19 protein-coding genes are annotated in these 26,521 nt (G+C 60.4%); 7 read left to right on the top strand and 12 right to left on the bottom strand.

Annotation, left to right across the window (positions count from 1 at the left end):
• Nucleotides 1–61 precede the first annotated feature (61 nt).
• Nucleotides 62–820 (bottom strand): hypothetical protein, encoded by a 759-nt coding sequence (locus HD842_RS15265; protein ID WP_183555577.1) that lies wholly within the window; start codon nt 818–820, stop codon nt 62–64.
• A gap of 189 nt (nt 821–1,009) precedes the next feature.
• Between HD842_RS15265 and HD842_RS15270 the strand changes: the two genes are divergently transcribed.
• On the top strand, nt 1,010–1,525 hold the full coding sequence (locus HD842_RS15270) for a Dps family protein (RefSeq protein ID WP_183555578.1): 516 nt from the start codon (nt 1,010–1,012) through the stop codon (nt 1,523–1,525).
• 188 nt (nt 1,526–1,713) lie between these two features.
• Here HD842_RS15270 and HD842_RS15275 read toward each other — a convergent pair whose 3' ends face one another.
• From HD842_RS15275 to HD842_RS15295, 5 genes are all read right to left on the bottom strand, one after another.
• Nucleotides 1,714–1,989 (bottom strand): helix-turn-helix domain-containing transcriptional regulator, encoded by a 276-nt coding sequence (locus tag HD842_RS15275; RefSeq protein WP_183555579.1) that lies wholly within the window; start codon nt 1,987–1,989, stop codon nt 1,714–1,716.
• 10 nt (nt 1,990–1,999) lie between these two features.
• A complete protein-coding gene (gene ftsB / locus HD842_RS15280; RefSeq protein ID WP_183555580.1) occupies nt 2,000–2,359 on the bottom strand; it encodes a cell division protein FtsB in 360 nt (119 codons plus the stop codon).
• 74 nt (nt 2,360–2,433) lie between these two features.
• A complete protein-coding gene (eno, locus tag HD842_RS15285; protein WP_183555581.1) occupies nt 2,434–3,720 on the bottom strand; it encodes a phosphopyruvate hydratase in 1,287 nt (428 codons plus the stop codon).
• A gap of 97 nt (nt 3,721–3,817) precedes the next feature.
• Entirely contained in the window at nt 3,818–4,672 is an 855-nt protein-coding gene (gene kdsA / locus HD842_RS15290; protein WP_183555582.1) for a 3-deoxy-8-phosphooctulonate synthase, read from the bottom strand.
• Entirely contained in the window at nt 4,669–6,366 is a 1,698-nt protein-coding gene (locus HD842_RS15295) for a CTP synthase (protein ID WP_183555583.1), read from the bottom strand. Before HD842_RS15295 ends, kdsA begins: the two co-directional genes overlap by 4 nt.
• A 287-nt stretch (nt 6,367–6,653) precedes the next feature.
• On the opposite strand from HD842_RS15295, the gene HD842_RS15300 reads away from it, so the two are divergent.
• Nucleotides 6,654–8,453, top strand: coding sequence for a methyl-accepting chemotaxis protein (locus HD842_RS15300; protein ID WP_183555584.1), 1,800 nt, complete (start codon nt 6,654–6,656; stop codon nt 8,451–8,453).
• Nucleotides 8,454–8,812: 359 nt separating this feature from the next.
• Nucleotides 8,813–10,147 (top strand): MFS transporter, encoded by a 1,335-nt coding sequence (locus HD842_RS15305; protein ID WP_221290640.1) that lies wholly within the window; start codon nt 8,813–8,815, stop codon nt 10,145–10,147.
• Nucleotides 10,148–10,152: 5 nt separating this feature from the next.
• Here the strand turns inward: HD842_RS15305 and HD842_RS15310 are convergent, their stop codons facing one another.
• Nucleotides 10,153–10,836 carry an outer membrane beta-barrel protein gene (locus HD842_RS15310; RefSeq protein WP_183555585.1) on the bottom strand — a complete coding sequence of 228 codons (684 nt, stop codon included), beginning with the start codon at nt 10,834–10,836 and terminating at the stop codon, nt 10,153–10,155.
• Between the two features lie 340 nt (nt 10,837–11,176).
• Here HD842_RS15310 and HD842_RS15315 point away from each other — a divergent pair, with 340 nt between their 5' ends.
• Nucleotides 11,177–14,137: a type VI secretion system Vgr family protein gene (locus tag HD842_RS15315; RefSeq protein ID WP_229424779.1), complete on the top strand. Its 2,961-nt coding sequence runs from the start codon at nt 11,177–11,179 to the stop codon at nt 14,135–14,137.
• A gap of 22 nt (nt 14,138–14,159) precedes the next feature.
• Complete coding sequence (locus HD842_RS15320) at nt 14,160–16,370, top strand: hypothetical protein (protein WP_183555587.1); 2,211 nt, start codon at nt 14,160–14,162, stop codon at nt 16,368–16,370.
• Nucleotides 16,371–16,485: 115 nt separating this feature from the next.
• On the opposite strand, the gene HD842_RS15325 is transcribed toward HD842_RS15320, so the two are convergent.
• From HD842_RS15325 to HD842_RS15345, 5 genes are all read right to left on the bottom strand, one after another.
• Nucleotides 16,486–17,439, bottom strand: coding sequence for a formylglycine-generating enzyme family protein (locus HD842_RS15325; protein ID WP_183555588.1), 954 nt, complete (start codon nt 17,437–17,439; stop codon nt 16,486–16,488).
• Nucleotides 17,440–17,744: 305 nt separating this feature from the next.
• Nucleotides 17,745–18,698: a formylglycine-generating enzyme family protein gene (locus HD842_RS15330; RefSeq protein ID WP_183555589.1), complete on the bottom strand. Its 954-nt coding sequence runs from the start codon at nt 18,696–18,698 to the stop codon at nt 17,745–17,747.
• A gap of 299 nt (nt 18,699–18,997) precedes the next feature.
• Nucleotides 18,998–19,951, bottom strand: coding sequence for a formylglycine-generating enzyme family protein (locus HD842_RS15335; protein WP_183555590.1), 954 nt, complete (start codon nt 19,949–19,951; stop codon nt 18,998–19,000).
• A 305-nt stretch (nt 19,952–20,256) separates the two neighbouring features.
• Nucleotides 20,257–21,222 carry a formylglycine-generating enzyme family protein gene (locus HD842_RS15340; protein ID WP_183555591.1) on the bottom strand — a complete coding sequence of 322 codons (966 nt, stop codon included), beginning with the start codon at nt 21,220–21,222 and terminating at the stop codon, nt 20,257–20,259.
• A gap of 90 nt (nt 21,223–21,312) precedes the next feature.
• Nucleotides 21,313–22,572, bottom strand: a complete 1,260-nt coding sequence (locus HD842_RS15345) for a DUF2254 domain-containing protein (protein WP_221290641.1) — start codon at nt 22,570–22,572, stop codon at nt 21,313–21,315.
• Nucleotides 22,573–22,777: 205 nt separating this feature from the next.
• Between HD842_RS15345 and HD842_RS15350 the strand changes: the two genes are divergently transcribed.
• Complete coding sequence (locus tag HD842_RS15350; RefSeq protein WP_183555592.1) at nt 22,778–24,154, top strand: MFS transporter; 1,377 nt, start codon at nt 22,778–22,780, stop codon at nt 24,152–24,154.
• The gene (locus tag HD842_RS15355; protein WP_229424780.1) at nt 24,151–26,520 is read left to right on the top strand and encodes a GH36-type glycosyl hydrolase domain-containing protein; all 2,370 of its coding nucleotides are present in this window, start codon (nt 24,151–24,153) and stop codon (nt 26,518–26,520) included. Before HD842_RS15350 ends, HD842_RS15355 begins: the two co-directional genes overlap by 4 nt.
• Nucleotide 26,521: the final 1 nt, after the last annotated feature.

The following is a 26,521-nucleotide window of genomic DNA, read 5'->3' on the forward strand; positions in this document are numbered from 1 at the left end:
TCGACAGGCCGGCCTTGCGCCGGCACTGTCGGACTATTCAGGGCGCTTCGGCGCCCTGTTCTTATTGAGCGGCCTGCAGCGGCGCGGCCTGCTGCACATCGGCTGCGAATTCGTAGGTAATCAGGCTGTCGTTGTCCCACTCCTTGCTGCGCACCGGAACGATAAAGCTGTGATGATCTTCGCTCAGCGTCAGTAGCCTGGTGCGCTCACCCGATGTCAGGCGCGCTGCCTCGAGCCGCTTTGGCGCGCGATAGTACAGCGCCGTCATCGGCGCATGACACATCCCGCCGACGACTGCCATGGCGGTGCGCGCCACAATACCGATCTCATCCTTCATCACTGCCCACGCCACTTCGCATTCAAGCCGCATGTCGCCCAGCCGGCGCGCGTTGTCCGGCACGCCGGGACTGCGCACACGCGGACGCCAGCGCATCCGCGATTTTTTACGGTTCAAAACCAGGTCGGCATTGTCATCGAATGCTTCCTGGCTACGCGGCAAAATGAACGTCGCATCGCTGTCGAGCGCGAGCGGGAGGTCCACCGTATCACCGGACAGGCGCAGGGCCAGGCCGTCCGGCGACCGGGTCGTGCCATCCTGGTTCTTCAATTCAAAGCGCAGACTGGCGCTTGGCGCGAGGCCATGGTGCTTGTCGAACGCGTCCAGCCCACGCGACATGATGCGGTAGGGGCGTAGCTCAGGGTCCTTGACGCCGCTGACTTCGACCTTCGTTTCCATACTGGCTTCGGGTGCCGCTACCTGCGCCCATGCCGGGCCGGAAAGTACCAGGACCAGTGCCACTACCGCGCGTTGCGACGTCATGTGATGACCTTTATTATCAGAAACAAATCAGTCTACGCGACTGGCGCGCGCCAATTCTCACCCTTCGTCACACGCCTCGTACCATCCTGCGGCGATTCGGCTGTGGTGGTAAGCTGATGTTTGTTTGATACTGTTGCATTTTCAGACAGTGGCACCAAATACATCTCACTGACTAATGGAGAAATACACATGAACATCGATATTGGCATCAACACCGAAGACCGCGCAAAAATCGTCGAATCGCTCTCGACCGTCCTGGCCGACAGCTACATGCTGTACCTCAAGACCCACAACTTCCACTGGAACGTGACCGGTCCGATGTTCCAGACCCTGCACGTGATGTTCCAGGAGCAGTACACCGAACTGTGGACCGCACTGGACGACATCGCCGAGCGTATCCGCGCACTGGGCCACTTCGCACCAGGCACCTACAAGCGTTATGTGGAACTGTCGACCATCACCGAAGAAACCGACGTGCCGTCGGCCAAAGAGATGATCCGTCAACTGGTCGAAGGCCAGGAAGCCGTGATCCGCACCGCGCGCGCTGCCGTGCGTATTGCTGACGAAATTGACGATTTCCCGACCGCCGACATGCTGTCGACCCGCATGGAAGTGCACGAGAAAAATGCATGGATGCTGCGTGCATTCCTGGAGCAAGGCGCAGGCCACGAGCAGGGCGACGCATCGTCGCAGTCGAAAGAGTAAGCATTAACGCGGCCTTTGCAGGCCGCTGTAGTCGTGCTCAATGAGTTAGCGTAGAAACGTCGTTCCAGCGAAGGCTGGAACCCAAGCACGTCGCGCAACCGGTAACCTTAAAAGTAACCGGTCTGCATGCAAACTTGGGTTCCCGCCTTCGCGGGAACGACGTTTTTTTGTGTGCGTGGCGAAACGTTTTACTTCCCGCCACTCATGTGCAGGTCGACGACCTTCATGATCTCAAGCGTGAGATCCATATCGAACTCCCCCGCCGTCATTGCCGCCTGCAGCGCGTCGCGCGGCATGCCCACGCTGGCGGCCAGTTCGCCCAGGGCGGGCGCTTGCGCCACTGCCTGCAGGGCTGCGGTAATCAAGGCGCCATCGCCATCTTCGAACGCTTCGGCCAGGCAGTCTGCGATCGCGTCGAGCGAATCGAGGCTGGCGGGATCGATCGGGGTAGTTTCTTCGGTCATGGTGATAGGTTCAGTGTGCGGCAGCGCCGGTTGGCTTGGCGCCCGGTTTCGGCGGTGGCGGTGGTGGCGGCACGGTCATCGATTCGACCGGGATTTCGTTCTTGCGCAGCACCTGCACGAAAATCTCGTTCTGCTTAATCATGCCCAGGTCATAACGCGCACGCTCTTCGACGGCGCCCGTACCTTCGGTCAGGTCATCGACTTCAGAGTCGAGCTTGCTGTTGCGCGCGGCGAGCTGCTCGGTCTTGATGCGCGTGGTTTCGACCTGGTTCTGCATGTCGGCCACGGACAGCCAGCCGCCCTTGCCAAGCCAGAGGGGATACTGGATCAGCACGAGCAGCGCAGCCAGGACAATCGTGATCAGGCGCATGGTGAGAAACGAAGGAGATAAAAAAGCCGACGCGCGGGTGGGATGGTCCCATCCCGCGCGCCGGCCCCAGAGGATTACTTCAGGTTGTAGAACGCGTCACGGCCAGGGTAGCTGGCGATGTCGCCCAGGTCTTCTTCGATGCGCAGCAACTGGTTGTACTTGGCCATGCGGTCCGAACGCGACAGCGAACCGGTCTTGATCTGCAGCGCGTTCAGGCCCACGGCGATATCGGCGATGGTCGAATCTTCGGTTTCACCCGAGCGGTGCGAGATCACGGCGGTGTAGCCGGCGCGCTTGGCCATCTCGATGGCGGCGAACGTTTCGGTCAGCGTGCCGATCTGGTTGATCTTGATGAGGATCGAGTTGGCGATGCCCTTCTGGATGCCCTCTTTCAGGATCTTGGTGTTGGTGACGAACAGGTCGTCGCCCACCAGCTGGACTTTCTTGCCCAGTGCGGCGGTCAGGGTAGCCCAGCCTTCCCAGTCGCCTTCGTGCATCGCGTCTTCGATCGAGATGATCGGGTACTTGTCGCACCAGGTCGCGAGCATGTTGGTGAAGTCCTCTGCCGACAGGCTCAGGCCGCCTTCGCCTTCGAGCACGTAGCGGCCATCTTTATAGAACTCGCTGGCAGCGCAATCCAGGCCCAGCGCGATGTCCTTGCCGGCAACGTAGCCAGCCTGCTCGATCGCTTCCATGATCAGCTTGATGGCTTCTTCATGGTTGGCCACCGACGGGGCGAAACCGCCTTCGTCGCCAACTGCCGTGTTCAGGCCGCGTGCGTGCAGGATTTTCTTGAGCGTGTGGAACACCTCGGCGCCGTAGCGGATGGCTTCCTTGAACGATGGGGCACCCACCGGGATGATCATGAATTCCTGGATGTCCAGGTTGTTGTCGGCGTGCGCGCCGCCGTTGATGACGTTCATCATCGGCACCGGCATCTGCATCGCGCCCGAACCGCCGAAGTAGCGGTACAGCGGCAGGCCCGCTTCTTCGGCAGCGGCCTTGGCCACGGCCATCGACACGGCCAGCATGGCGTTGGCGCCCAGGCGGCTCTTGTTTTCGGTGCCATCGAGATCGATCAGGGTGCGGTCCAGGAACGCCTGCTCGTTCGCGTCCAGGCCCATGATCGCTTCGGAGATCTCGGTGTTGATATTTTCGCAGGCTTGCAGCACGCCTTTGCCGAAGTAACGCTTCGGATCGCCGTCACGCAGTTCGATCGCTTCGCGCGAGCCGGTCGATGCGCCCGACGGCACTGCCGCGCGGCCCATCACGCCCGATTCGAGCAGGACGTCGCATTCGACGGTGGGGTTACCGCGGGAATCCAGGATTTCGCGGCCGATGATATCAACGATAGCACTCATGTTTCTCAGTCTCCAGAAGGTAGGTAATCTTGGGGGGACCACCGTGCTCCGGGTCCCTCAGGGATACCCGCAACACGGTGCATCCAAACCTGAACGGTTACTTGAAGTCGAATTCCAGGAACGGCGACTTCTTGACGACGCGGTCGATCTCGACCAGGGTCGTCAGGAGCTCTTTCATGCGCGCCAGCGGCACTGCATTCGGACCATCCGACATTGCATTGGCCGGATCCGGGTGCGTTTCCATGAACAGGCCGGCAATGCCCGACGCCACGGCGGCGCGCGACAGCACAGGAATGTGCTCGCGCTGGCCGCCCGACGACGTGCCCTGCCCGCCCGGCAGCTGCACCGAGTGGGTCGCATCGAACACCACTGGGCAATTTGATTCGCGCATGATGGCCAGGCCACGCATGTCCGACACCAGGTTGTTGTAGCCGAACGAGGCGCCGCGCTCGCAGGCCATGAAGTTATCTTCTTCGAGGCCTGCGTCGCGCGCAGCGGCGCGCGCCTTGTCGATGACGTTCTTCATGTCGCCCGGGGCCAGGAACTGGCCTTTCTTGATATTGACCGGCTTGCCCGAACGCGCGCAGGCGTTGATGAAGTCGGTCTGGCGGCACAGGAACGCCGGCGTTTGCAGTACGTCGACGATGCTCGCGACATGCGGGATCATTTCGGCGTCATGCACGTCGGTCAGCACCGGCACGCCGATTTCGCGGCGCACGTCGGCCAGGATCTCGAGACCCTTTTCGATGCCGGGGCCGCGGAACGATTTGCCCGACGAGCGATTGGCCTTGTCGAACGACGACTTGTAGATGAATGGAATACCCAGTGCCGCGGTGATTTCCTTGAGCGTACCCGCAGTGTCCATCGCCATCTGGCGCGATTCGATCACGCAGGTGCCGGCGATCAAAAAGATCGGGTGCTCGAGGCCGACGTCGAATCCGGCGAGTTTCATGCTGCGTCTCCTTGGAGTGCTGGTGCGGCCAGTTCAACGTTGGCGGCAGGATTGGTGTTCGATGCCTGGTGCGCCAGGGCGGCCCGGATGAACGACGTAAACAGCGGGTGGCCGTTGCGCGGCGTCGACTTGAACTCGGGGTGGAACTGCACGCCCATATACCAAGGGTGCGAGTTCGCGCCGGTGCGTGGCAGCTCCATGATTTCGCACAGGTCTTCGTTCGGCGTACGCGCCGACACCGTCAGGCCGGCAGCCTCGACCTTTGGCAGGTAGTGGTTGTTGCCTTCGTAGCGATGGCGGTGACGCTCGGTGACGACGTTGCCGTAGATTTCAGCGGCCAGCGTGCCCGGGTTGACGGCGCAGGTCTGCGCGCCCAGGCGCATCGTGCCACCCAGGTTCGAGTTGGTGTCGCGCTTTTCGACCTTGCCGTCGTGGTTCTGCCACTCGGTGATCAGGGCGACGACCGGCTGGTCGGTCTCAGGGTCGAACTCGGTCGAGTTGGCGTTGGCCAGGCCCGCCATATTGCGTGCGTACTCGATCAGCGCGACCTGCATGCCCAGGCAGATGCCCAGGTACGGGATCTTGTTTTCACGGGCATAGCGGGCAGCGGCGATCTTGCCTTCGACGCCGCGCTTGCCAAAGCCGCCCGGCACCAGGATCGCATCGTACTTGGCCAGGTGGTCGCAGCCACGGGTTTCGATTTCTTCAGAGTCGAGGTACTCGATGTTGACGCGGCTTTCGGTGTGGATGCCGGCGTGGCGCAGCGCTTCGGTCAGCGACTTGTACGACTCGATCAGGTCGACGTACTTGCCGACCATGCCGATCGTGACTTCGTGCTTCGGATTCTCGAGCGTATGGATCAGCTTGGTCCACATCGACAGGTCAGCTTTTGGTGCGTCCAGACCGAGCGCTTCGAGGATGATGTCATCCAGGCCCTGGTCGCACAGCACTTGCGGCACCTTGTAGATGGTGTCGACGTCCCACACCGAAATGACGGCCTGTTCTTCGACGTTGGCGAACAGCGAAATCTTGGCGCGCTCGTCGTCGGGGATCGGGCGGTCGGCGCGGCACAGCAGCGCGTTGGGCGAGATGCCGATTTCGCGCAGCTTCTGCACACTGTGCTGGGTTGGCTTGGTCTTGAGTTCGCCGGCCGAAGCGATGAACGGCACGAGCGTCAGGTGCACGAATGCGGCGCCCTTGCGGCCCGAACGCAGCGACAGCTGGCGCGCCGCTTCGAGGAACGGCAGCGACTCGATGTCGCCGACGGTGCCGCCGATTTCGACCAGCGCCACATCGACGCCTTCGGCGCCGCGGCGGATGTAATCCTGGATCTCGTTGGTGATGTGCGGGATCACCTGCACGGTCTTGCCGAGGTATTCGCCACGACGTTCCTTGCGGATCACCGATTCATAGATCTGACCCGTGGTGAAATTATTCACCTTTTTCATGCGGGTGCTGATGAAACGCTCGTAGTGGCCAAGGTCGAGGTCAGTCTCGGCGCCGTCGTCGGTGACGAACACTTCGCCGTGCTGGGTTGGACTCATGGTGCCCGGATCGACGTTGATGTACGGATCGAGCTTGAGCATGGTGACTTTGAGACCGCGGCTCTCGAGGATTGCGGCGAGGGAGGCGGCTGCAATCCCTTTGCCCAGGGAAGAGACGACGCCGCCAGTGACGAATACGAATTTGGTCATTGTGCTGATGGTGCCGAACGGCACACGCGGGAAATAGAAATTATACCTTAAAGCGGCAAATATCGCCTCATATCAAGGCGTTAACTTCTCTGGCAACACTGTCGCTGGCCGATCACAAAATCACAAATTACCACCCATTCTGAGTGCTTTTTAATTTCAGTTGGGCAATAATCGGGGCCAGTAACCTCGAACTTCACGTCAATGGCAACACCGGTCGAGATCATCGGCTGGCCACCTATTCCCGGTGCTGGACCGCGCCGCATTCACACATTTCACGCAGATCACACATGGGCAACTTCATCAAACTCAATATCGGTACGCGACTGGCAGCAGGGTTCGCACTGACCCTCATGATGACGGTCATTATCGCGACCGTCGGCGTCTGGCGCCTGAATCAGGTCGCGCAGGAAACCCAGATCATTCTGGCCGAGCCGCTGGCGAAAGAACGCATGATCGCCGAGTGGTACACGCAGATTTTTGCCGCCGTGCGCCGCACCGCCGCCATTGTCAAGAGCAGCGATGGCTCGCTGACCGCCTACTTCAAGGAAGACGCGGCCGCCACCGGCAAGCTGTCGGCCGATCTGGTCAAGAAGATCGAACCGTTGATCAGTGGTGACGAGGAAACGGCCCTGTTCAAGTCGGTGATGGAACACCGCGCCGCCTACAGCAAGGCGCGCGACGGCGCCATCAAGGCCAAGGCCGATGGCAACACCGAACTGGCTGAACAGATCCTGACCCAGCAATTCACGCCGGCCGCCAAGGCCTATGAAGAACGCGTCCATGATCTGGTCAACCTGCAGCAACAGCACATCAGCGACAGTGCAGCAATGATTGCCGGCACCGCATCACGTGGCAAGGTCGTCATCGGCTCGCTGGCGGCCGGTGCCCTGCTGCTGGGCGGCGTCTTCGCCTGGCTGCTGACCCGCTCGATCACCCGGCCGCTGCGCCGCGCCGTGCAGGCTGCCGAACAAGTTGCCGCTGGCGACCTGACCGTGCGCATCGACAGCAGCGCCAGCGATGAAACCGGCGCCCTGCTGCGCGCGCTGGGCAATATGAATGACAGCCTGGCCAAGATCGTCGATGAAGTGCGCACCGGCACCCAGACCATCAGCGGCGCCTCGGGCGAAATCGCCGCCGGCAGCTTCGACCTGTCGAGCCGCACCGAACAGCAGGCCGCCGCGCTGGAGGAAACCGCCGCCTCGATGGAAGAACTGACGGGCACCGTGCGCCAGAACGCCGACAATGCGCGCCAGGCCAACCAGCTCGCCATTGCCGCCTCGAGCGTGGCGACGCAGGCCGGCGCCTCGGTCGACCAGGTGGTCGCCACGATGGGCTCGATCAACGAGTCGTCGCGCAAGATCGTCGACATCATCAGCGTCATCGACGGCATCGCGTTCCAGACCAATATCCTGGCACTGAATGCTGCCGTGGAAGCAGCACGCGCCGGCGAACAGGGCCGCGGCTTTGCCGTCGTCGCATCCGAAGTGCGCACGCTGGCGCAGCGCTCGGCGGCCGCCGCCAAGGAAATCAAGGGCCTGATCGGCGACTCGGTCGACAAAGTCGACACCGGCACCAAGCTGGTCGACCAGACCGGCGCGACGATGCGCGAAGTAGTGGACTCGATCCGCCGCGTGACCGACATCATGGGCGAGATCTCGTCGGCCAGCCAGGAGCAGATCACCGGCATCGACCAGGTCAACCAGGCCATGGGCCAGATGGACAACGCCACCCAGCAGAACGCCGCACTGGTCGAGGAAGCCACCGCCGCCACGGCGTCGCTGCAGGATCAGGCCAAGCGCCTGGCGCAGGTGGTCGACGTGTTCAAGCTCGACGCCGCGCACACGACACCGGTCGTGGTAAGCGCGCCCGTCAAGCGTCCGCCACCGGCACGCCCGGCGCTGAGCAAGCCTGCGCCGCGTGCGGTGGCCAAGCCTGCTGTGGTGTCTACCCCCGTGCCTGCCGAAGCGCCAGTGAACAAGCCGGCAGAAAAGCAGGCAACGAAACCAGTCAGCAAGCCGATCGCCAAATCAGCCAGCAAGCCGGTCGCCACCACCAAGATGAATGAAGCGGAGTGGGAAGAGTTCTAAGCTTCCAGCTGTTGCCATCAAAAACCGCCGTCCCCGCTCCGGGCACGGCGGTTTTTTACTTCCTGATCGTATCTTTCAACAACGTCGCACATCCGCACGAAATTCACTAACAAGTTAACACATTTGTGCAAATGTGATACTATTTAGAAAGATCAACTCCGGTCTCACGCAATGGCGCGGTCACGTGTCGTTGCTTGTCGTTCCCACGGCATGTCACGGGCATCCTTGCCCTGAGTTCCTCTCCGGAACTGCCCTACCACGCGCCCCCGCTGCGCGCACTTCGCCCCTTCCGGGTCGCCCATCGCGTTCACGAACGCCACGATTTTGCAGGTGCTAATTTGTCTCCAACAACAAACCGCATGCCAACGGCATCGCCACATCTCCCCTCTTCCCAACCGGGCATCCTCGACAGGCTGTGCGACAAGCTCGGAATTCCCCGCTCACTGCTGTGGGGCTTCGTCGGCCTGCTGATCTTCATGATCGGCGATGGCGTCGAACTCGGCTACCTGGCGCCCTACCTGGCCCAGAAAAACATGGTCGAAGCCGACATTGCAGTCCTGTTCACCGTGTATGGCGTGACGGTGGCGATCGGTTCCTGGTGTGCCGGTGCGCTGTCGAATATCTGGGGGCCGAAGAAGGTCATGCTGATCGGCGCCGGTATCTGGGTCGTGTTCCAGGTGGTGTTCCTGACATTCGGCGTCGGCCAGATGAGCTATCCGATGATGCTGGCCGGCTACGCTCTGCGCGGCTTCGGCTATCCGCTGTTTGCCTACGGCTTCCTGGTCTGGATCGTGGCCGCCACGCCAGCCAAAAAGCTCGGCCTGGCAATGGGCTGGTTCTGGGTGGCCTATGCGGCCGGCCTGCCGACCCTCGGCGCGCTGGTGGCGAGCTTCTCGGTACCGCTGATTGGCGCACTGGCCACGTTCTGGCTGTCGCTGGTCCTGGTGATTGGCGGCGCCGCGCTGGCCCTGCTGTGCGTGAAGGATGCCGCCGGCACCAAGCGCCTGGCGCCAGTCGGTGAAAAGCCGCTGACGTCACTGATGGGCAGCGTCTCGATCATGTGGGAAGAGCCGAAGACCTCGCTGAGCGGCGTCGTACGCACCATCAATACCGCATCGATGTTTGGCTTCTTTATCGTGTTGCCCGGCTTCTTCATGGATGTCATCGGCTTCACGCTGGAGCAGTGGCTGCGCCTGGTGACCGTCATTTTCGTGGCCAATATTGCCGGCAACATCATCTCGAGCCGCCTGGCCACACGCTTTGGCCTGCGCAACACGGTAATCTGGATGGGCGCCGTCGGCAGCGCCATCACGACGCCGCTGTTCTTCTACATGCCGCAGCTGTTCATCGGTAACTTCTACATCGCCGCGCTGTTCGGTGCGATGTACGGCATGACGCTGGGCGGCTTCGTGCCCCTGTCGGCACTGATGCCACTGCTGGTGCCGAAAAACCGCGCCGCCGCATTGTCGGTGCTGAGCTTGGGCGCGGGGGCTTCGACCTGGGTCGGGCCGGCGATCGTTGCCATCTTCAGCGCGTCGCTGGGCGTGGCCGGCATCATCTGGATCTTTGCCGGCCTGTATGCGCTCAGTGCGTTCCTGATGATCCCGCTGCGCGACCCTGAAGAACTGCGTGACGACAAGGTAGCCAAGCGTGCTTCGGCGCCGGTCGCGACTGCACCCGCTGCGGCGCACTGACGGGATCAGAAGCCCATCTGCATATTGCCTTTGATGCCATCCTTGATGACGCTGCCAAGCTTCTTGGCCGCGTCGCCGTGCCGCGAGAACTCGGCATTGACCGACGTTGATTTGTCGAGCTTGAGTTTTGCACCCGCGCCCGTGTACAGCCCCGTATCGGACCCGGCATTGAGTCTCTGACCGGCGCCGTTGAAAGCCCCCATATCGGACCCGGCATTGATGCCGCGCTTGACCTCGCTGTAGGCAATCCCTGCCTTGGCATAGGCCGACAGCCGCGCATCCTCGGGCGTCGATACCTTGACGGCCAGATGGTTGCTGGAGCCTTTCTCGCCAAGCCCCTGCGATGCACCCTCGGCCCTGCCCTGCTCGTCCCGATACAGGCCGCGGTCGGGCAGATTGACGTAACCGGCCTCGATCGCGACATGCGGGGCGACCTTGATGCCGCCGATCAACCGCGGATCGCGCCGAAAGCCCTTGAACACGTGGTCATTGGGCTGGGCGGCAACGTCGGCGCCGTACACGCGCGACGCGCTCTTGCGCGTTCCGGCAAACGGGTCGGGTTCGTGCAGCTCATCGGCCTTGAGTACCGCCGGGCCGGCTGGCGTCTGGATTGGCAGCAGTTCCTGCGCCTGCACCGCACACGCGGCAAGTGCGCCAACGGCCAGCGCCATGATCCGGGTCATTGTCATCTTCATCCCTCCAATGGACAGACCCGAAGCTTACGCCGGAAAGCGTCTGGCGCGGCATGCGCCCTGCATGACTTGGTAACAAGTTGTCGCGGCGGCCTGCACGGCAAGCCCGTCTGCATAGGGCGATACCCCATATTATCCACACCACGGGTCGTGCACGGCACACGACCAAGATTCATGAGATCTCTTGATAATAGGTATCATCTACGCTGTAATACCGTGTTGGAGAAATGCGACCGAATATCCGTTGCATTGAATAAGGCCATGCAAACTCGACTGGAGCAGTGGTTACATGTCAGTACTAACGTCATTTCCGGACGCCGCGTCCGCGCTGTCCCTCATGTTCGGATTGACTCAGGACGCGCGTCTGCTGAGGCTCACGACGCCGCTGGGCGCCGACGTCCTGGTTGCCGAATGCGTGCGCGGGGAAGAAGGCCTCAGCCAGGGCTTTCAGTTCAGGATTGCTGCGCTGTCGACCGATGCCGCGATTTCGCTGAAGTCGCTGATCGGGCAACCGGTGCTGTTGGAACTTCTAACGACCGCCGGTCGCGACGCGTTACGTCCGTTCCACGGCCACGTTACCACCGTTGAATTGACGGGCGCGAACAGTGGCCTGGCGCGCTACCAGTTGACGATCGAGCCCTGGTCGGCCTTCCTCTCGCACGGACGCGACAGCCGGATATTCCAGGACATGACGACGCCCGATATCCTCGATGCGGTATTTGCGGGATACAGCGGCAAGGGGAAACTGGTCCCGGCCTGGCGTTTCGATCTGCAGGACCGCGACGTTTATCCGAAGCGCAGCGTCACCACGCAATACCTCGAAAGTGACCTGGCCTTTGCCCAGCGGCTGATGCACGAGGAAGGACTGTTCTACTATTTCGAGCATGCGGGCCAGGCCGACACCCCGGCGCTGGGAACGCATACCATGGTGATCGCTGACCACAATGGTGCGTTCGAAGGCGACCGCCAGGGCAGCATCGCCTTTTCACAACCCGGCGCCACGATGCGCCAGGATACCTTCGACCGCTGGCGCACCGAACTGCGTTTGCAGCCGAATGCCGTCGAGCTCGTTAGCTGGGACTACCGGTCACTCGATACCCGCCCGGTGAACGCTGCCAGCACGCCCGGCGCCGGCCAGGCCGAACTTACCACTCGCGACGTTCCGGGCGCGTACGCATACGCATCGCGTGCGCAAGGCCAGCGCATCGCCGAGCGCCAATTGCAAGCCTTCGAGGCGAACAAGGAAATCCACGTTGGCGCGGGCACCGTGCGCACGCTGCGGCCAGGCACGCTGTTTACCCTCACCGGGCAAGCCACGCTTGATACGGCGGCCAGCGACGACGAGCGCAGCTTTGTCGTCGTGCGCGTGGTCCACCTGATGCACAACAACCTGAGCGCGGAGATGCGCACCGATATCGACGCACGCCTCGGCGTGGGCCTGCTGGCTGCTGCAATCGACCAGGAGCAACGCACCAGCCTGCACGCGACCGGCAAGACGATCGGGCAGCGGCCAACCTACCGCAACCGGATCGACGCTATCCGCAGCAAGGTACCGTACCGCAGCAGCGGGCGTGACGCGCACGGGTGCGTGCTGCATCCGCGCCCGACCGTCATGGGCCAGCAGACTGCCATCGTCGTCGGCCCGCCGGGAACGGCGATTCACACCGACCGCGATCACCGGGTGAAGGTGCAGTTCCATTGGCAGCGAGGCGTGCGCAGTCACAACCGGCTGGCGCACCCGCAACCGGACGGCCATACCGGCGCGCCGGGCGACGACGGCGCCAGCACCTGGGTCCGCGTAGCAACGCCGATGGCGCCCGTGGCGGGAGCCAACTGGGGCAGCAGCGCGCTGCCCCGGGTCGGGCAGGAAGTACTCGTGGATTTCCTGGATGGGAATATCGACCGGCCGGTGGTGATCGGTGCGCTCTACAATGGCCGCGGCCAGGTTGACGCCCAGCACAATCAGGTGGCAGCGGGCGCAGGCGCCGCGACCGGTAACGCGCCGGCCTGGTTTGCCGGGCAAGCTGGCGGGCATGCGCATCCGGCCGTCCTGTCAGGCTTCAAGACGCAGGCACTTGGCGCCAGCCAGAGCGGCAGCGGCGCCTACAGCCAGCTGGTGCTCGACGATAGTCCGGGACAGGCGCGCGTCAGCCTGCAGCACCATGCCAACGCTCACCAGGGGACGGCCGAGCTCAATCTGGGCCACCTGGTGCACCAGGCCGACAATCAGCGCCTGGCGGCGGCGGGCTTCGGCGCAGAACTCAAAACCGAGCACAGCGTCGCCATGCGCGCTGGCAAGGGATTGTTACTGTCGACCGATGCGCGCGGGAGCGCCGCAGGAACACAGCTCGATTCGCACGAGGCGGTCACGCAGATTGAGGAAAGCCTGCAACTCCAGACCGATCTGGCCGAACTGGCGAGCAAGCACAACGGCACGGGATCGGGCGCGGCTGCAGGTGCGGGAACGGGTACGGCAGCAGGTGCAAGTACGCTGCGCGTCAGCGATGCGATGGCGCGTAGCTGGGATGCCCTGCAGGGCAAGACCAGCGGTGGCGCTGCGCCGCAGCCCCAGTCCACAGGGGTGACTGAGGCAGGCGCGGAGCCAGGCTACGCGCAGCCGCAAATGCAATTGAGTTCGCCGGCAGGCATTGCTGCTACCACGCCGATGCATTCCATCTTTACTGCTGGCATGACGAGCGCACTGAACGCGGGACACGACATCAATCTGGCCGCGCAGGGCAATACGTTCGCCGCCGTCAAGAACGGGATCACGCTGTTCACATACGGCAAAACAACTGCAGGCGACAAGCCGAACCAGGAAACAGGCATCCGGCTACATGCAGCAAGCGGCAAGGTCAGCAGCACAAGCGCGACAGCCGAAACCCGGCTGACCGCCGACAAGGCCATCACAGTCGCCAGTGTCACGGCATCGGTCAACATCAAGGCCAGGCAGCATGTCCTGCTCAATGCGCAGGGTGCGCAGCTGAAACTGGAGGGCGGCAACATCGAATTGTTCAGCCCGAAAAAGGTGGAGTTCAAGGCCAGCATGAAGGAACTCACCGGGCCGCATGATGCCAGCACCGGTCTGCCGGCCCTGTCCAAACCCGCCGAGATTTTTAACGAAGCCTTCGTGGTCCGGAACGAAAAGACCGGCGAGATCATGGCCCATGTCCCCTACCGCATGGAATCCGCCAGCGGCGTCGTCCTCGAAGGGATCACCGACTCAATGGGCCGCACCCAGCGCCTGTTCACACCAAAACCCGAAGACATCCAGTTATTCCTGAAAGACCAGGATTGAATTTTCAGTAGAAGCAGACACGATGACCGATTCCGCCGCCGCAACGCCACCGAAGCCACACGCCGTCGCCACTACCACGCCGGCCGCCGACACCTTTACCGAAGCCAAGCTCACGGAGGGAGGCGGCATGTTGATTTACTGGCCGGAAAAGCATGCCTTCCTGGCCTGCTATCCGGACGAACACCGCGCCCTGCTGGTGGAAGCGGACGACCACAGTGTCAAGATCGCGGCCTTGCAGGACGCGAACCGCGCCGTTACCGCCGCATCGATGAAGTTGCGCGAAGCGCATAAATCGAACGTCAAGCCCGACATCGACGCGGCTGAAGCGGCGCTGAAGAAAGCGCTCAGCGAAATGGCGGCCGCGAGCGACGCGGTCAAGAAAAAGCTCGAGCCGTTGCAGAGCCTGGACGCCAAGGAAGGCGTCAAGATGGTCGAAATGGTGACGTTCAAAAAGACCAGGAACTACGACAAGAAGGCGACACCGATCTATGTGAAAAGCACCTCGCTCAAGAGGATCCTGGCTGACAAGCGGATCTATCTCATCGACGGGGAAAAAGCCAAGCGCAAGGAAGCCAATTTCTTCAAGAACTACAGACCGAACGTAAGAGAGATCAAGCATCGCCTCAACGAGGTAGTCCATGATAAAACCAAATTTTCGAAAGAGTGGAAACTAAAACCAGAAGATGCGGAAGCATATACCGGCGTGCTGACGGACTGGGCGCGCACGATGAATGCCGATAATGCCACCTTTTTTGAAGGCAAAAAGGGCGAATTAGAGAAACGCTTTGGGCTCGACCCAAACAATCCCGAGCGCAAAGTTGATTTATCGGCGGAAGCGCAGTTGTTCCGTTATTGCGCCGGTGCCGGGCTGGAAGTGCACTTCAATCCTTTCACCGGCAACCTGCGCGACGGGCGCGACAAGACGTGGACGAAGCGTGCCCTGCGCGGCCTGAAATCCGGAGAATTCGGTATCAAGGGAAATGCCCATGCGTCATTTGCGATTGGGGAGGCCAAAGTTCGCACCGAGATCTATTATCCGCATTTTGCCGGCTTTCACGTGCAGCCGAAGATCGGCGATCAGATCTTCGAGATGGGATATATCCGTCTGTATGCCGATGTGGTACTGTCCGGCGCCGTCGGTGCGAGCCTGGCCGTGGAGACCGATATCGGGATCAGTTATACCGCCGGCAAGCAGCAGATTCGGGGCGTTCCACCTGCAAACCGCAACAAGCCAGGCGTCAAGATGCGTGCCGGGGCAAATGCGGGCCTGGACGCCTTCGCCGGGGTGCGTGCATTGGCGGATATCAAGGGAGAGCTACAATGGCTCAACCCTGAAGGTAATGTCAGTGACGGTAAGCCGGTGACAGTCAAGCCGGGTGACGCCATCGGCGAATTCAAGACAGTGGCAAAGGTGGGTCTCGGTGGAGCAGCTAGCTTGGGCGTTGGATTTACTGGCGCTTTCAAGATCCAGGTCGACAAGGGCCGTTTTGTAATCACCGCTCGGGCCGGCGCCTGTTTTGGAGTGGGCGGCGAAGGGGCCCTGAGCGGCGAAGTAGGATATGAAACGATTATGGAATTCTATAAGTTCGTATCGTACCAGCTGAAGCGGGCCGATTACAAAAAGATTGCGCACCTTATGGATCAGGAAGTCTACGATTATTATTCCAAAGTTTACTACCTAGTCATTGTCAAGAAGGGCAAGCTTGCTGACTACGCAAACAAGATTGGCAATGCAGTCGACTCCGAGTATAACCAATTTAAGAATGAACTCGAAAAAGAGATCGAAAATGGCACCGCAGGTGCCAAACAGTTCATGAACAATATCACGGAGGAGCTGATCAAAAAGACGGGCAGTTGGTTTAGCTATGCCCCTCCAGAAGCTATGGGTCAGATCAATCGCCACTTAGCGTCGATCGGCATTAGCGCACATCCATCGCTCAGCCTAGAGGCCTCACGACTGATGGCGATGTCGCTCGGATCACCTCAAACCATGAATCAGCTCGCGACAATCGCTGAGCGTATGACCCCTGTCCTGGGCGACAAACAAAATCAGGCGCTGGGCTTTGCACTGATCGATAACTGCTTGAAGGGAACCCGGTATGCGAATGCTCTTGCAAAAACGGAAGAGCGACTGGCTGGTGCCCAGACGCTGGTGAGCAAACCGTATATCTGGAACACGGAACCGGAGTTTGTTGTGGCACATATGGGCATTGACGACGCAATGTATTCGTAATTTTCACATCAATGAGCGACAGACGGGCATCGCCTTATGCCGCTTTACCCGCGTCCAAAGAATCGTTTCAGTCATTTGCGCAAATTTACAAAGTGCAAATGCATGTTCAATTCTGCTAATTTACTACGCAACGAAAGCCGACATACTCCTGCCCTGAAAACTTCGTGTAAGGAATCTCTTTTTTGCCACCTCGCGGTTCATCGAGGAGCAAGGGCCAGCTTCCGGCTTTGTCCGCAGGATTCATACCATTTCGCTGCATATTCATGTAGAGATGACCTAAGTTACCGCGCGCAACCCGCTCTTCCCCCGATGGAGGGCCCTTTGGATTCTCGCGTGGCGAAGTGGCATAATAATCGACCGCATACCAGTCATTCGCCCATTCTCCATTGACGCCGAAATCGTGAAATCCAGCGGGATTGGGGGGAAATTGTCCAACTCGAATGCGACCGCCGTCTTCTTTCTTCTGGTCGTATGAAGGGAAGTTCCTGCCTTTTTCCTCCTTCCCGTTATCAGTAGGAAATAGATTCCGCTTGCCGCCGCTACGCGCGGCGTATTCCCACTGCGCTTCGGTCGGCAAATCCATGGCCAACCCAGCTTGTTTCCCTATCCACTGGCAATATTCTTTTGCTCCATACCAACTCACCAGTGCAGGGTGATCAGCCGTCCTTGAACTAAGGAAGAGCTTGTGCTGGTTCGCGCGTGGAAGCCTAAGCGCTGCAGAAAAGATATCGAATTCTCCATAGGTCACAGGATACTTGCTCATTGAGAAGCTAGTGAGTTTCACCTTGTGCAGCGGTTTCGACTGCGGATAACCATCGAATGGCAAGCCCTCTGGATTGACTTCGTGACCCCAATCTCCCATGTCAAACGTGCCTGCGCGCATTCTGATCATGTTTTTTTTCGTCCGAGCTACGAGGCTTGCGATCTGCTGTGAGGTAGGTGCAGGATCACGGACGTTACCATCCTCCAGAACTTCAACGCCGGAGTCTTCTTGAAGTTTGGTGTCAGCGAGAACGCCGGCCTGCAGGACAACTAGGGATATGGCGAGAACGAGATGTATTTTTTTCATAATTTACACAATGAATTGGAATGCATAACTATGCCGAGCGTCAGAGCTTCTCGTGGACCATGAGAACGTCTCTCTTGGCAACTCGATGGTGCCGCCAGACGTGGGTGACCACGATAATCGGGTTTATCATACCGGCAATCAGCGCAAACCTCGTACACAACTCGACAGCGTCGAAATTTCGCCCAGCGCTTGCCAGATACCTTTGATCTACACTGACGTCAATTGATCCTGCGTGGCCCGTTTCCAGGGAATCGCTTCAGCTGTCTGCGCAAGGGCACCGAACGCGAGAGACATGTCCAGTTCGGCTAGTTGACGACGCAACGAAAGCCGATATACCCCTGCCCCGAAAACTTCGTGTAAGGAATCTCTTTTTCGGAACCTTGCGGTTCAGCGAGGAGCAAGGGCCAGCTTCCGACTTTGTCTGCAGGATCCATTCCAACTCGCTGCATGTTCATGACCAGCTGGCCTAGGTTACCGCGCGCGACCCGTCCCTTCCCCGATGGAGGGCCCTTTGGATTCTCGCGGGGCGAATTGGCATAATAGTCGACCGCATACCAGTCATTCGCCCATTCTCCATTGACGCCGAAATCGTGAAATCCAGCGGGATTGGGGGGAAATTTTCCAACTCGAATGCGACCGCCGTCTTCTTTCTTCTGGTCGTATGAAGGAAAGTTCCTGCCTTTTTCCTCTTTCCCGTTGTCAGTAGGAAATAGATTCCGCTTGCCGCTGCTACGCGCGGCGTACTCCCACTGCGCTTCGGTCGGCAAATCCATGGCCAACCCAGCTTGTTTCCCTATCCACTGACAATATTCTTTTGCTCCATACCAACTCACTAGTGCAGGGTGATCAGCCGTCCTTGTACTAAGGAAGAGCTTGTGCTGGTTCGCTCGTGGAAGCTTGAGCGCGGCAGAAAAGATGTCGAATTCTCCATAGGTCACAGGATATTTGCTCATGGAAAAACCTTTGAGCTTCACCTTGTGCAGCGGTTTCGACTGCGGATAGCCATCGAATGGCAAGCCTTCCAGATTGATCTCGGGGCCCCAATCCCCCATGTCAAACGTGCCTGCTGGCAGTTTGATCATGTTCTTTTTCGTCTGCGCCGCGAGGCTTGCTATCTGCTCTGAAGTAGGTACAGGATCGCGGACGTTACCGTCCTCCAGAACTTCAATACCGGAATTTTCCTGAGGCTTGGTCGCGGCTCGAACACTGGCCTGCAGGGCAAGTAAAGCAACAACGAGAACGACATTAGTTTTTTTCATCACATTGAGCTGGAATGCATCAATTATCCGGAGTGGCAGGGTTTGTCACTAACTACAAGAACAGCGTTTTTCGCGGCTCGATGGCGCCAACAGACATAGGTAGGCACAGTAAGCGGGTTTATCATACTGGCAATCGGCGCATTAGTTATCCACAGCTAGACTGCATTGAAATTTGCGCATGACTTGCCAGACAATATTGTTCGACACTGCCCCGATTTATTTTTGCACGACCCAGTTTTATGGAATCGCTTAAGCCGTCTGTGCAAATACACCAAGTAAAAGAGGCGTATCCGGTTCTGCTAGTTACCCACGCAACGGAACCCGATGTATTCCTTGCCTGAAAATTTCGTATAAGGAATATTTTTTTTGGCTGCTAGCGGCTCCTTAAGGAACAATGGCCAAGTGCCGGTTTCGCCTGCCGGATCCATGCCTTCTCGCTCCATGTTCATAATAAGCTGCCCCAGGTTACCGCGTACCACTCGCTTCTCTCCCGATGCTGGACCTTTTGGATTACTGAGAGGCGAATTCGCGTAATAGTCGACGGCATACCAGTCATTGACCCATTCGCCATTGACGCCGAAATCGTGGAATCCAGCGGGATTGGGGGGGAATTTTCCAGTTTGAATGCGGCCGCCATCTTCTTTCTTTTGGTCGTACGATGGGAAATTCCTGCCCTGTTCCTCCTTCCCATTATCAGTAGGAAACAAATTACGCTTGCCGCCGCTACGCGCGGCATATTCCCATTGGGCCTCGGTCGGCAAATCCATTGCCAACCCAGCTTGTTTTCCTATCCACTGACAGTATTCTTTCGCCCCATCCCAACTCACTAACGCGGGGTGAGCGCCCGTCCTCGATTTTTGGATGCTCTTGCGCTGGTTCACACGTGGAAGCCTAAGTGCTGCAGAAAAGACGTCGAATTCTGCATAGGTCACAGGATACTTACTCATGGAGAAGCTATTGAGCTTCACCTTGTGGAGCGGTTTCGACTGTGGATAGCCATCGAATGGCAAGCCTTCCGGATTGACCTCGGGACCCCAATCCCCCATGTCAAATGTGCCTGCCCGCATTTTAATCATGTTTTTTTTCGTCTGTGCCACGAGGCTTGCGATCTGCTGTGAAGTAGGTGCGGGATCACGGACGTTACCATCCTCCAAAACTTCAACGCCGGAGTCTTCTTGAAGTTTGGTGTCAGCGTGAACGCCGGCCTGCAGGACAACTAGGGATACGGCGAGAACGAGATGTATTTTTTTCATAATCTACACAATGAATTGGAATGCATAACTATGCCGAGCGTCAGGGCTTCTCGTGGACCATGAGAACGTCTTTCTTGGCAACTAGATGGTGCCGCCAGACGTGGGTGGCCACGATAATCGGGTTTAGCATACCGGCAATCAGCGCAAACCTCGTACACAACTCGACGGCGTCGAAATTTCGCCCAGCGCTTGCCAGATACCGTTGATCTACACTGACGTCAGTAGATCCTGCGTGGCACGTTTCCAGGGAATCGCTTCAGCTGTCTGCGCAAGGGCACCGAACGCGAGAGACACGTCCAGTTCGGCTAGTTGACGACGCAACGGAATGCCATGCTTCTCTTCCCAGAAAACTTCGTGTATGGAACCTCTTTTTCAGCGCCGCGCGGCTGGTCCGAGAACAAAGTCCAGGTATCGGATCGTTCCACTGGCTCCATGCCACTTCGCTCCATGTTCATTACAAGCTGCCCCAAGTTACCGCGCACAACCCGCTGTTCTCCCGATGCCGGTCCCTTTGGGTTACTGAAAGGCGAATTCGTATAATAGTCGGCTGCATACCAGTCATTCACCCATTCGCCACTGACGCCGAAGTCGTAGAATCCAGCAGGATTAGGCGGGAATTGTCCTACTGGAAGGCGCCCGCCGCCTTCTTTTTCCTGGCCGTACGACGGAAAGTTCCTGCCCTGTTCCTCCTTCCCGTTATCAGTAGGGAACAAATTCCGCTTGCCGCCACTACGTGCTGCATATTCCCATTGTGCCTCAGTGGGCAGATCAATAGCCAAACCAGCCTGCGTACCTATCCACTGACAATATTCCTTCGCCCCGTGCCAAGTTACGCCCGCCGCGTGATTGGCTGTTCGCGTTCTCAGATAGGACCTGTTCTGATTTACCGGTGAAATCCTTAGTGCTGCAGAAAAGACATCGAATTCTCCGTAGGTCACAGGATACTTACTCAGGGAGAAGCGATTGAGCTTCACCTTGTGCAGCGGTTTCGACTGCGGATAGCCATCAAATGGCAAACCTTCCGGATTGACCTCAGGCCCCCAATCTCCCATGTCAAACGTCCCTGCCGGCAGTTTGATCATGTTCTTTTTCGTCCGAGCCACGAGGCTTGCGATCTGCTCTGAAGTGGGTGCAGGATCACGGACATTGCCGTCCTCCAGAACTTCAATACCGGAATTTTCCTGAGGCTTGGTCTCGGCTTGAACGCCGGCCTGCAGGGCAAGTAAAGCAACAACGAGAACGACATCAGTTTTTTTCATCATCCATGCCATGAATTGGAATCCATTAACTTCCCGAGCAACAGGGCTTCTCATCCGGCGCAATGGCACAGATGCTCATGCCAATCCCGCCTGTCCTGGCAGTCATGCCGGCCCCCAATAATCAGCATGCCGGCGGCGCAGTTGTGCCAGGTCCGGCGCGAAGTCGAGGGCGGCCGCTGACCGTGCCAGAGCCTCGTCGGCCTGACGCTGCGCCACGGCGCGCAGGTGCGGATCGCCGCAGCGGCCCAGCTCGCCGCACACCCACTGCAGGTGCAACGCAATTTCCAGCACCCCGGCGCCATCGCGGGCCAGCGGCGGGAAGATATCGTTGAACATGTCGTCCAGCGACAGCGGCGGCACCTCGACGCGCTCATGTTCGGGCTCGACGCCGAAATCGGGATGGGTCCATGCATCGAAGATCCGGTAGACCGCATTGAGCACGACGATGGCAGTGCCCGGATCGTTGATGCCGGCCGACAGCGCGCGGCTACCGATCTCGGTCAGCACGACCAGCCCGAAGCCCGGGTCTTCGTCGAACTGGCGCAGTGGTCCAATGGTAAATGCCTTGGCGATCAGGTCCGGTTCGATCGTACCGGCGTCTTGCCCATCGGGTAGCACGTACCCGATCGGGCGCGAGCAGACGATCAGCGCGCCGGGCGCAACGGCCAGCGTGATGCGCAGCTTGCGCTCGGCGGCGATGCGCTGCAGCGCATCCATGTCCACCCGCTGCAGATAGCCACTCGCCTGGCTGTGAAAGGCCAGGCCGGCCGGTGGGCCGAAGGCCACCATGCCGCCCATGCAAGGCAGCCGGGTGCGGCGCGCCATCGCTTCGGCGGCCGCACGTTCGACCCTGGCAATCACGGCGCCCAGGCGCCCCAGGCGCGCGATGCTGTCGACCCAGCGCACGAACACGAGCACGACAATCACCAGCGTGAGAAGGGTCAGCACGAACAGCGTGAAGCGGCCTGGCTTGCCAAAGTAATCGTTGGTCGTCGCGCTCAGGCCAATGATGGCGAAGATGAAGGCGCCGACAAAGATCGACAGCGCGTTCTGCGAGACGTCATCGGCAATCACCAGCGGAAACGCGCGCTCGGTGGCCGACTGCCCGGTCGACGCATAGGCAGCCACCATCGAGGCGACAGCGAACGTGGCGACGCCCAGCATGCTGGCGGCGATCACCTTGAGCAGGTCGACGATCGAGCCTTGCGCGATTTCCGGCACCTTCCAGTCGATCGGGATGCTGTCGACCAGGTGCGCCAGCGCCACGCCGGCAACGGAGAGAACGCAGGCGATCATGGGTTTGACCCACAGCCGCTCGCGCAAGCGGTTCATCACGAATTGCATCCGGGCCGGCAGGATCATGGTGGTCAGTCAACTCCTCTATTCAAAGCGTGGTGTGGCAAGCTGCTCCGGCAGTGTAGAGCAATGATCAAAACCACCATATTTAAGTACGACACGTCGGCACGCCGGGGTGTGTTGACACGCCATCCCGGCAGCGCCATACTTGCCCGATGTTAGCGTTATCAGTCAACGCCGGCATCACTATAAAAATATCTGGAGACAATCAATGTTCAAGCGCGGGCCTGAGACACCTGTGGCGACGGGCGGCAACCTCGGCTGGCGAGAAAAGATCAGCTATGGCGTGGCCGACATGGGCTTCAATTTTTATTGGGCCAATATTGCCACCTTCCTGCTGATCTTTTATACCGACACATTCGGTATCTCGGCGGCGCAGGCGGCCACCCTGCTCGCCTCGATCAAGCTGATCAACGCCTTCACCGACCCCGTGATCGGCGCCTTTGCCGACCGCACCAATACCCGCTTCGGCAAGTTCCGGCCCTACCTGATCTGGATGTCGATCCCGCTTGGTGCCGCGGCCGTGCTCACCTACACCACGCCCGACCTGGACGCCAACGGCAAGCTGCTGTGGGCCTACGGCAGCTACCTCGCGATGATGGTCTGCTACACCTGCGTGAACATTCCCTACAACGCGCTCTCCGGCGTGATCTCGAACGACCCGCAGGAACGCTCGACAATCAACGGCCTGCGCTTCATCTTCGCCTTCGCCGGCAGCACGCTGGTGACAGCCGCCACGCCGGCGATGGTGGCATGGCTCGGCGCCGGTGACGACGTGCGCGGCTGGCAGTTGACGATGCTCGCGTGGAGCGTGGCGGCATCGGTCATGTTCCTGATTACGTTCCTCAATACCCGCGAGCGCGTGCTCCCCCCGCCCGGCCAGAAGAGCGACGTCTGGCGCGACATCCGCGACCTGGCGTCCAACCGGCCCTGGGTCGTGCTGTTCGTGCTGGCCCTGGTGATCATGGTGACGATCACGCTGCGCACCACGACCTCGGCCTACTACTTCAAGTACGTCGTCGGCCGCCCCGAGCTGATGGCGACCTTCGTGCCGACCTATATGGTGTTTGCCGCCGTCGGCGCGGCCTGCACGCCGCTGCTCACGCGCTTCATCGACAAGAAGCTGCTGATGATCCTGTTGATGAGCTGCACCGCCGTGCTGTCATCGCTGTTCTTCCTGATCCCGGCCGACCGGATCGACCTGATGTTCGTGCTGCAGGCGGGCCTGGGCCTGGTGCTCGGACCCAAGTCGCCGCTGGCGTTCTCGATGTATGCCGACACCGCCGACTACAACGAGTGGCGCACTGGCCGGCGCGCCACCGCGATGACCTTCGCCGCCGCGACGTTCTCGCAAAAGCTCGGCACCGCGGTGGCGGTCAGCGTCATCGGCGCCGTCTTTACCTGGCTCGGCTACGTGCCCAATGCGGCGCAGAGCATCGGCTCGCAGGCCGGCATCGTCTGGCTGATGTCGTTCGTGCCGGCCGCCTTTGCGCTGGTGGCCGTGCTGGTGATGTGCTTGTATAACCTCGACGCCAAGGCCTTGGCGCGCATGGGCGCCGAACTGGCCGCGCGCAAGGCGGCGCCATGATTCCAATGGAGATTGCCCCGATGCTGTACCCGCAAGACGACCGCTATGTGCTCACCAGCCCGACCGCCATGCCGCAGGCAGGCGGCTTCCTGTGGAACCGCAGGATGATGATCCAGACGACCTGCCGCGGCTACGCCACCGCGCAGTTCATGCAACCCGAGCCCGGCAAGTACTCGCACGGCCCGAACATGGAAGCAAAATCGTTCATGCAGCCGGAGCAGAATTACTATGCCCACCATCCGGGCCGCTTCGTCTACGTGAAGGACGAAGACACGGGCGAGCTGTTCTCGGCGCCGTACGAACCGGTACGCGGTGGGCTCGATCGCTTCGCGTTCTCGGTCGGGCGCACCGACCTGCAATGGACGATCGAAAAGCTCGGCATCCGCATCGACCTGACGCTCGCGTTGCCGGTCGACGACGTGGCCGAACTGTGGACGGTGGCCGTCACCAATCTGACCGAACGCGCGCGCCGCATCAGCATCTACCCGTACTTCACGGTTGGCTACATGTCGTGGATGAACCAGTCGGCAGAGTACCGGCACGACCTTGGCGGCATCGTCGCAACCTGCATCACGCCGTACCAGAAGCTGGATGACTTCTTCAAGAACCGCCTGCTGAAAGACCGCACGGTGCTGCTGTGCGAGCAAGCGCCGGACGCCTGGGAAACCGGGCAAAAGGTCTTTGAAGGCGAAGGTGGCCTGCATGCGCCATCGACGCTGGCGCCCGCCCTGCTGCCCTGCGGCGACGCGCGCTACGAAACGCCGGCCGCCGTTGTCCAGTACCGCCTGGCCCTGGCGCCCGGCGAGGCCGCCACCCGCCGCCTGCTGTTCGGCCCTGCGTTCGACGATGCCGAGATTGCGCTGCTGCGCCAGCGCTACCTCAGCGAGGAAGGCTTCGCCGCTGCCGCGCGCGACTACGCCGCCTACATCGCCGAGGGCGACGGCGTGCTGCAGATCGTCACGCCCGACCCCGAGCTGGATAATTTTGTCAACACGTGGCTGGCGCGCCAGGTGTATTACCACGGCGACGTCAATCGCCTCAGCACCGACCCGCAGACCCGCAACTACCTGCAAGACAATATGGGCATGGTGTTCGTCAAGCCGGCCGCTGCCCGCGCTGCCTTCCTGCATGCGCTGAGCCAGCAGGAAGCCAATGGCGCCATGCCGGACGGGATCCTGCTGTTCGAGGGCGCCGAACTCAAATACATCAATCAGATCCCGCACACCGATCACTGCGTCTGGCTGCCGGTCTGCCTTCAAGCCTATCTCGATGAAACCGGTGACAGCGCGATTCTCGACGTGCCGGTCAGCGCGCACGGCGGCGACGTCAAATCTGCGTTCGAGCGCATCTGCCTTGCGATGGACTGGCTCTTGCTGCGACGCGATGCGCGGGGCCTCTCCTACATCGAACAGGGCGACTGGTGCGATCCGATGAACATGGTCGGCTACAAGGGCCGCGGCGTCTCGGGCTGGCTGACCGTGGCCGCCGCCTACGCGCTGAACCTGTGGGCCGACGTCTGCGCCGCGCGAGATGATGAGGCGATGCAGGCGCGCTACCGCGATGGCGCCGCCGCCATGAACGCGTCTGCCAACGCGCACCTGTGGGATGGCAGCTGGTTCGCACGTGGCATCACCGACGACGACGTCAAGTTCGGCGTGGCGGCCGATACCGAGGGCCGCATCTACCTGAACCCACAAAGCTGGGCATTTTTGTCGGGCGCCGCAAACGATGCGCAGCGCGCGCAGATGCTGCCCGAGATCGACGCGCAATTGAAGACACCCTACGGCGTGCAGATGTTCGCCCCGCCCTATAGCGCCATGCGCGAAGACATCGGCCGCGTCACGCAAAAGCATCCCGGCTCGGCCGAGAATGGCGCGGTCTACAACCACGCCGCCGTGTTCTACATCTTCAGCCTGTACACGATTGGCGAGGCCGACCGCGCCTTCGACGCGCTGCGCAAGATGATTCCCGGCCCGGACCTGGCCGACTACCTGCAGCGTGGCCAGCTGCCGGTATTCATCCCCAACTACTACCGCGGCGCGTACCACGAGTACCCGCGCACGGCCGGGCGCTCGAGCCAGTTGTTCAACACGGGCACCGTGGCCTGGGTCTATCGCTGCCTGATCGAAGGCCTGTGTGGCTTGAAGGGTGATGCGAATGGCTTGACGGTCAATCCGCAACTGCCGTCCGGCTGGCCCGGCATGACGGTCACGCGGCGCTTCCGCGGCGCGACGTTCGAGGTGGATATACGGCGCGGCGCAGTCGGGCGCGTGACGGTGACGTGTGACGGCGTCGAACTGGCTGCGGCCCGCATCGACAAGATCGACGCGGGCCGCACGTATCGCTTGCAGGTACTGGTGCCCTAGA

Source organism: Massilia aurea (assembly GCF_014200505.1).
Lineage (GTDB): Bacteria > Pseudomonadota > Gammaproteobacteria > Burkholderiales > Burkholderiaceae_D > Telluria > Telluria aurea_B.

Coding starts and splice junctions, on each gene's coding strand:
- eno (WP_183555581.1), bottom strand. CDS start 3,720: ATGAGTGCTATCGTTGATATCATCGGCCGCGAAATCCTGGATTCCCGC.
- ftsB (WP_183555580.1), bottom strand. CDS start 2,359: ATGCGCCTGATCACGATTGTCCTGGCTGCGCTGCTCGTGCTGATCCAG.
- HD842_RS15345 (WP_221290641.1), bottom strand. CDS start 22,572: ATGATCCTGCCGGCCCGGATGCAATTCGTGATGAACCGCTTGCGCGAG.
- kdsA (WP_183555582.1), bottom strand. CDS start 4,672: ATGAAACTCGCCGGATTCGACGTCGGCCTCGAGCACCCGATCTTTTTG.
- HD842_RS15320 (WP_183555587.1), top strand. CDS start 14,160: ATGACCGATTCCGCCGCCGCAACGCCACCGAAGCCACACGCCGTCGCC.
- HD842_RS15315 (WP_229424779.1), top strand. CDS start 11,177: ATGTTCGGATTGACTCAGGACGCGCGTCTGCTGAGGCTCACGACGCCG.
- HD842_RS15305 (WP_221290640.1), top strand. CDS start 8,813: ATGCCAACGGCATCGCCACATCTCCCCTCTTCCCAACCGGGCATCCTC.
- HD842_RS15355 (WP_229424780.1), top strand. CDS start 24,151: ATGATTCCAATGGAGATTGCCCCGATGCTGTACCCGCAAGACGACCGC.
- HD842_RS15335 (WP_183555590.1), bottom strand. CDS start 19,951: ATGAAAAAAATACATCTCGTTCTCGCCGTATCCCTAGTTGTCCTGCAG.
- HD842_RS15310 (WP_183555585.1), bottom strand. CDS start 10,836: ATGACAATGACCCGGATCATGGCGCTGGCCGTTGGCGCACTTGCCGCG.
- HD842_RS15300 (WP_183555584.1), top strand. CDS start 6,654: ATGGGCAACTTCATCAAACTCAATATCGGTACGCGACTGGCAGCAGGG.
- HD842_RS15340 (WP_183555591.1), bottom strand. CDS start 21,222: ATGGCATGGATGATGAAAAAAACTGATGTCGTTCTCGTTGTTGCTTTA.
- HD842_RS15325 (WP_183555588.1), bottom strand. CDS start 17,439: ATGAAAAAAATACATCTCGTTCTCGCCATATCCCTAGTTGTCCTGCAG.
- HD842_RS15270 (WP_183555578.1), top strand. CDS start 1,010: ATGAACATCGATATTGGCATCAACACCGAAGACCGCGCAAAAATCGTC.
- HD842_RS15275 (WP_183555579.1), bottom strand. CDS start 1,989: ATGACCGAAGAAACTACCCCGATCGATCCCGCCAGCCTCGATTCGCTC.
- HD842_RS15295 (WP_183555583.1), bottom strand. CDS start 6,366: ATGACCAAATTCGTATTCGTCACTGGCGGCGTCGTCTCTTCCCTGGGC.
- HD842_RS15330 (WP_183555589.1), bottom strand. CDS start 18,698: ATGAAAAAAACTAATGTCGTTCTCGTTGTTGCTTTACTTGCCCTGCAG.
- HD842_RS15265 (WP_183555577.1), bottom strand. CDS start 820: ATGACGTCGCAACGCGCGGTAGTGGCACTGGTCCTGGTACTTTCCGGC.
- HD842_RS15350 (WP_183555592.1), top strand. CDS start 22,778: ATGTTCAAGCGCGGGCCTGAGACACCTGTGGCGACGGGCGGCAACCTC.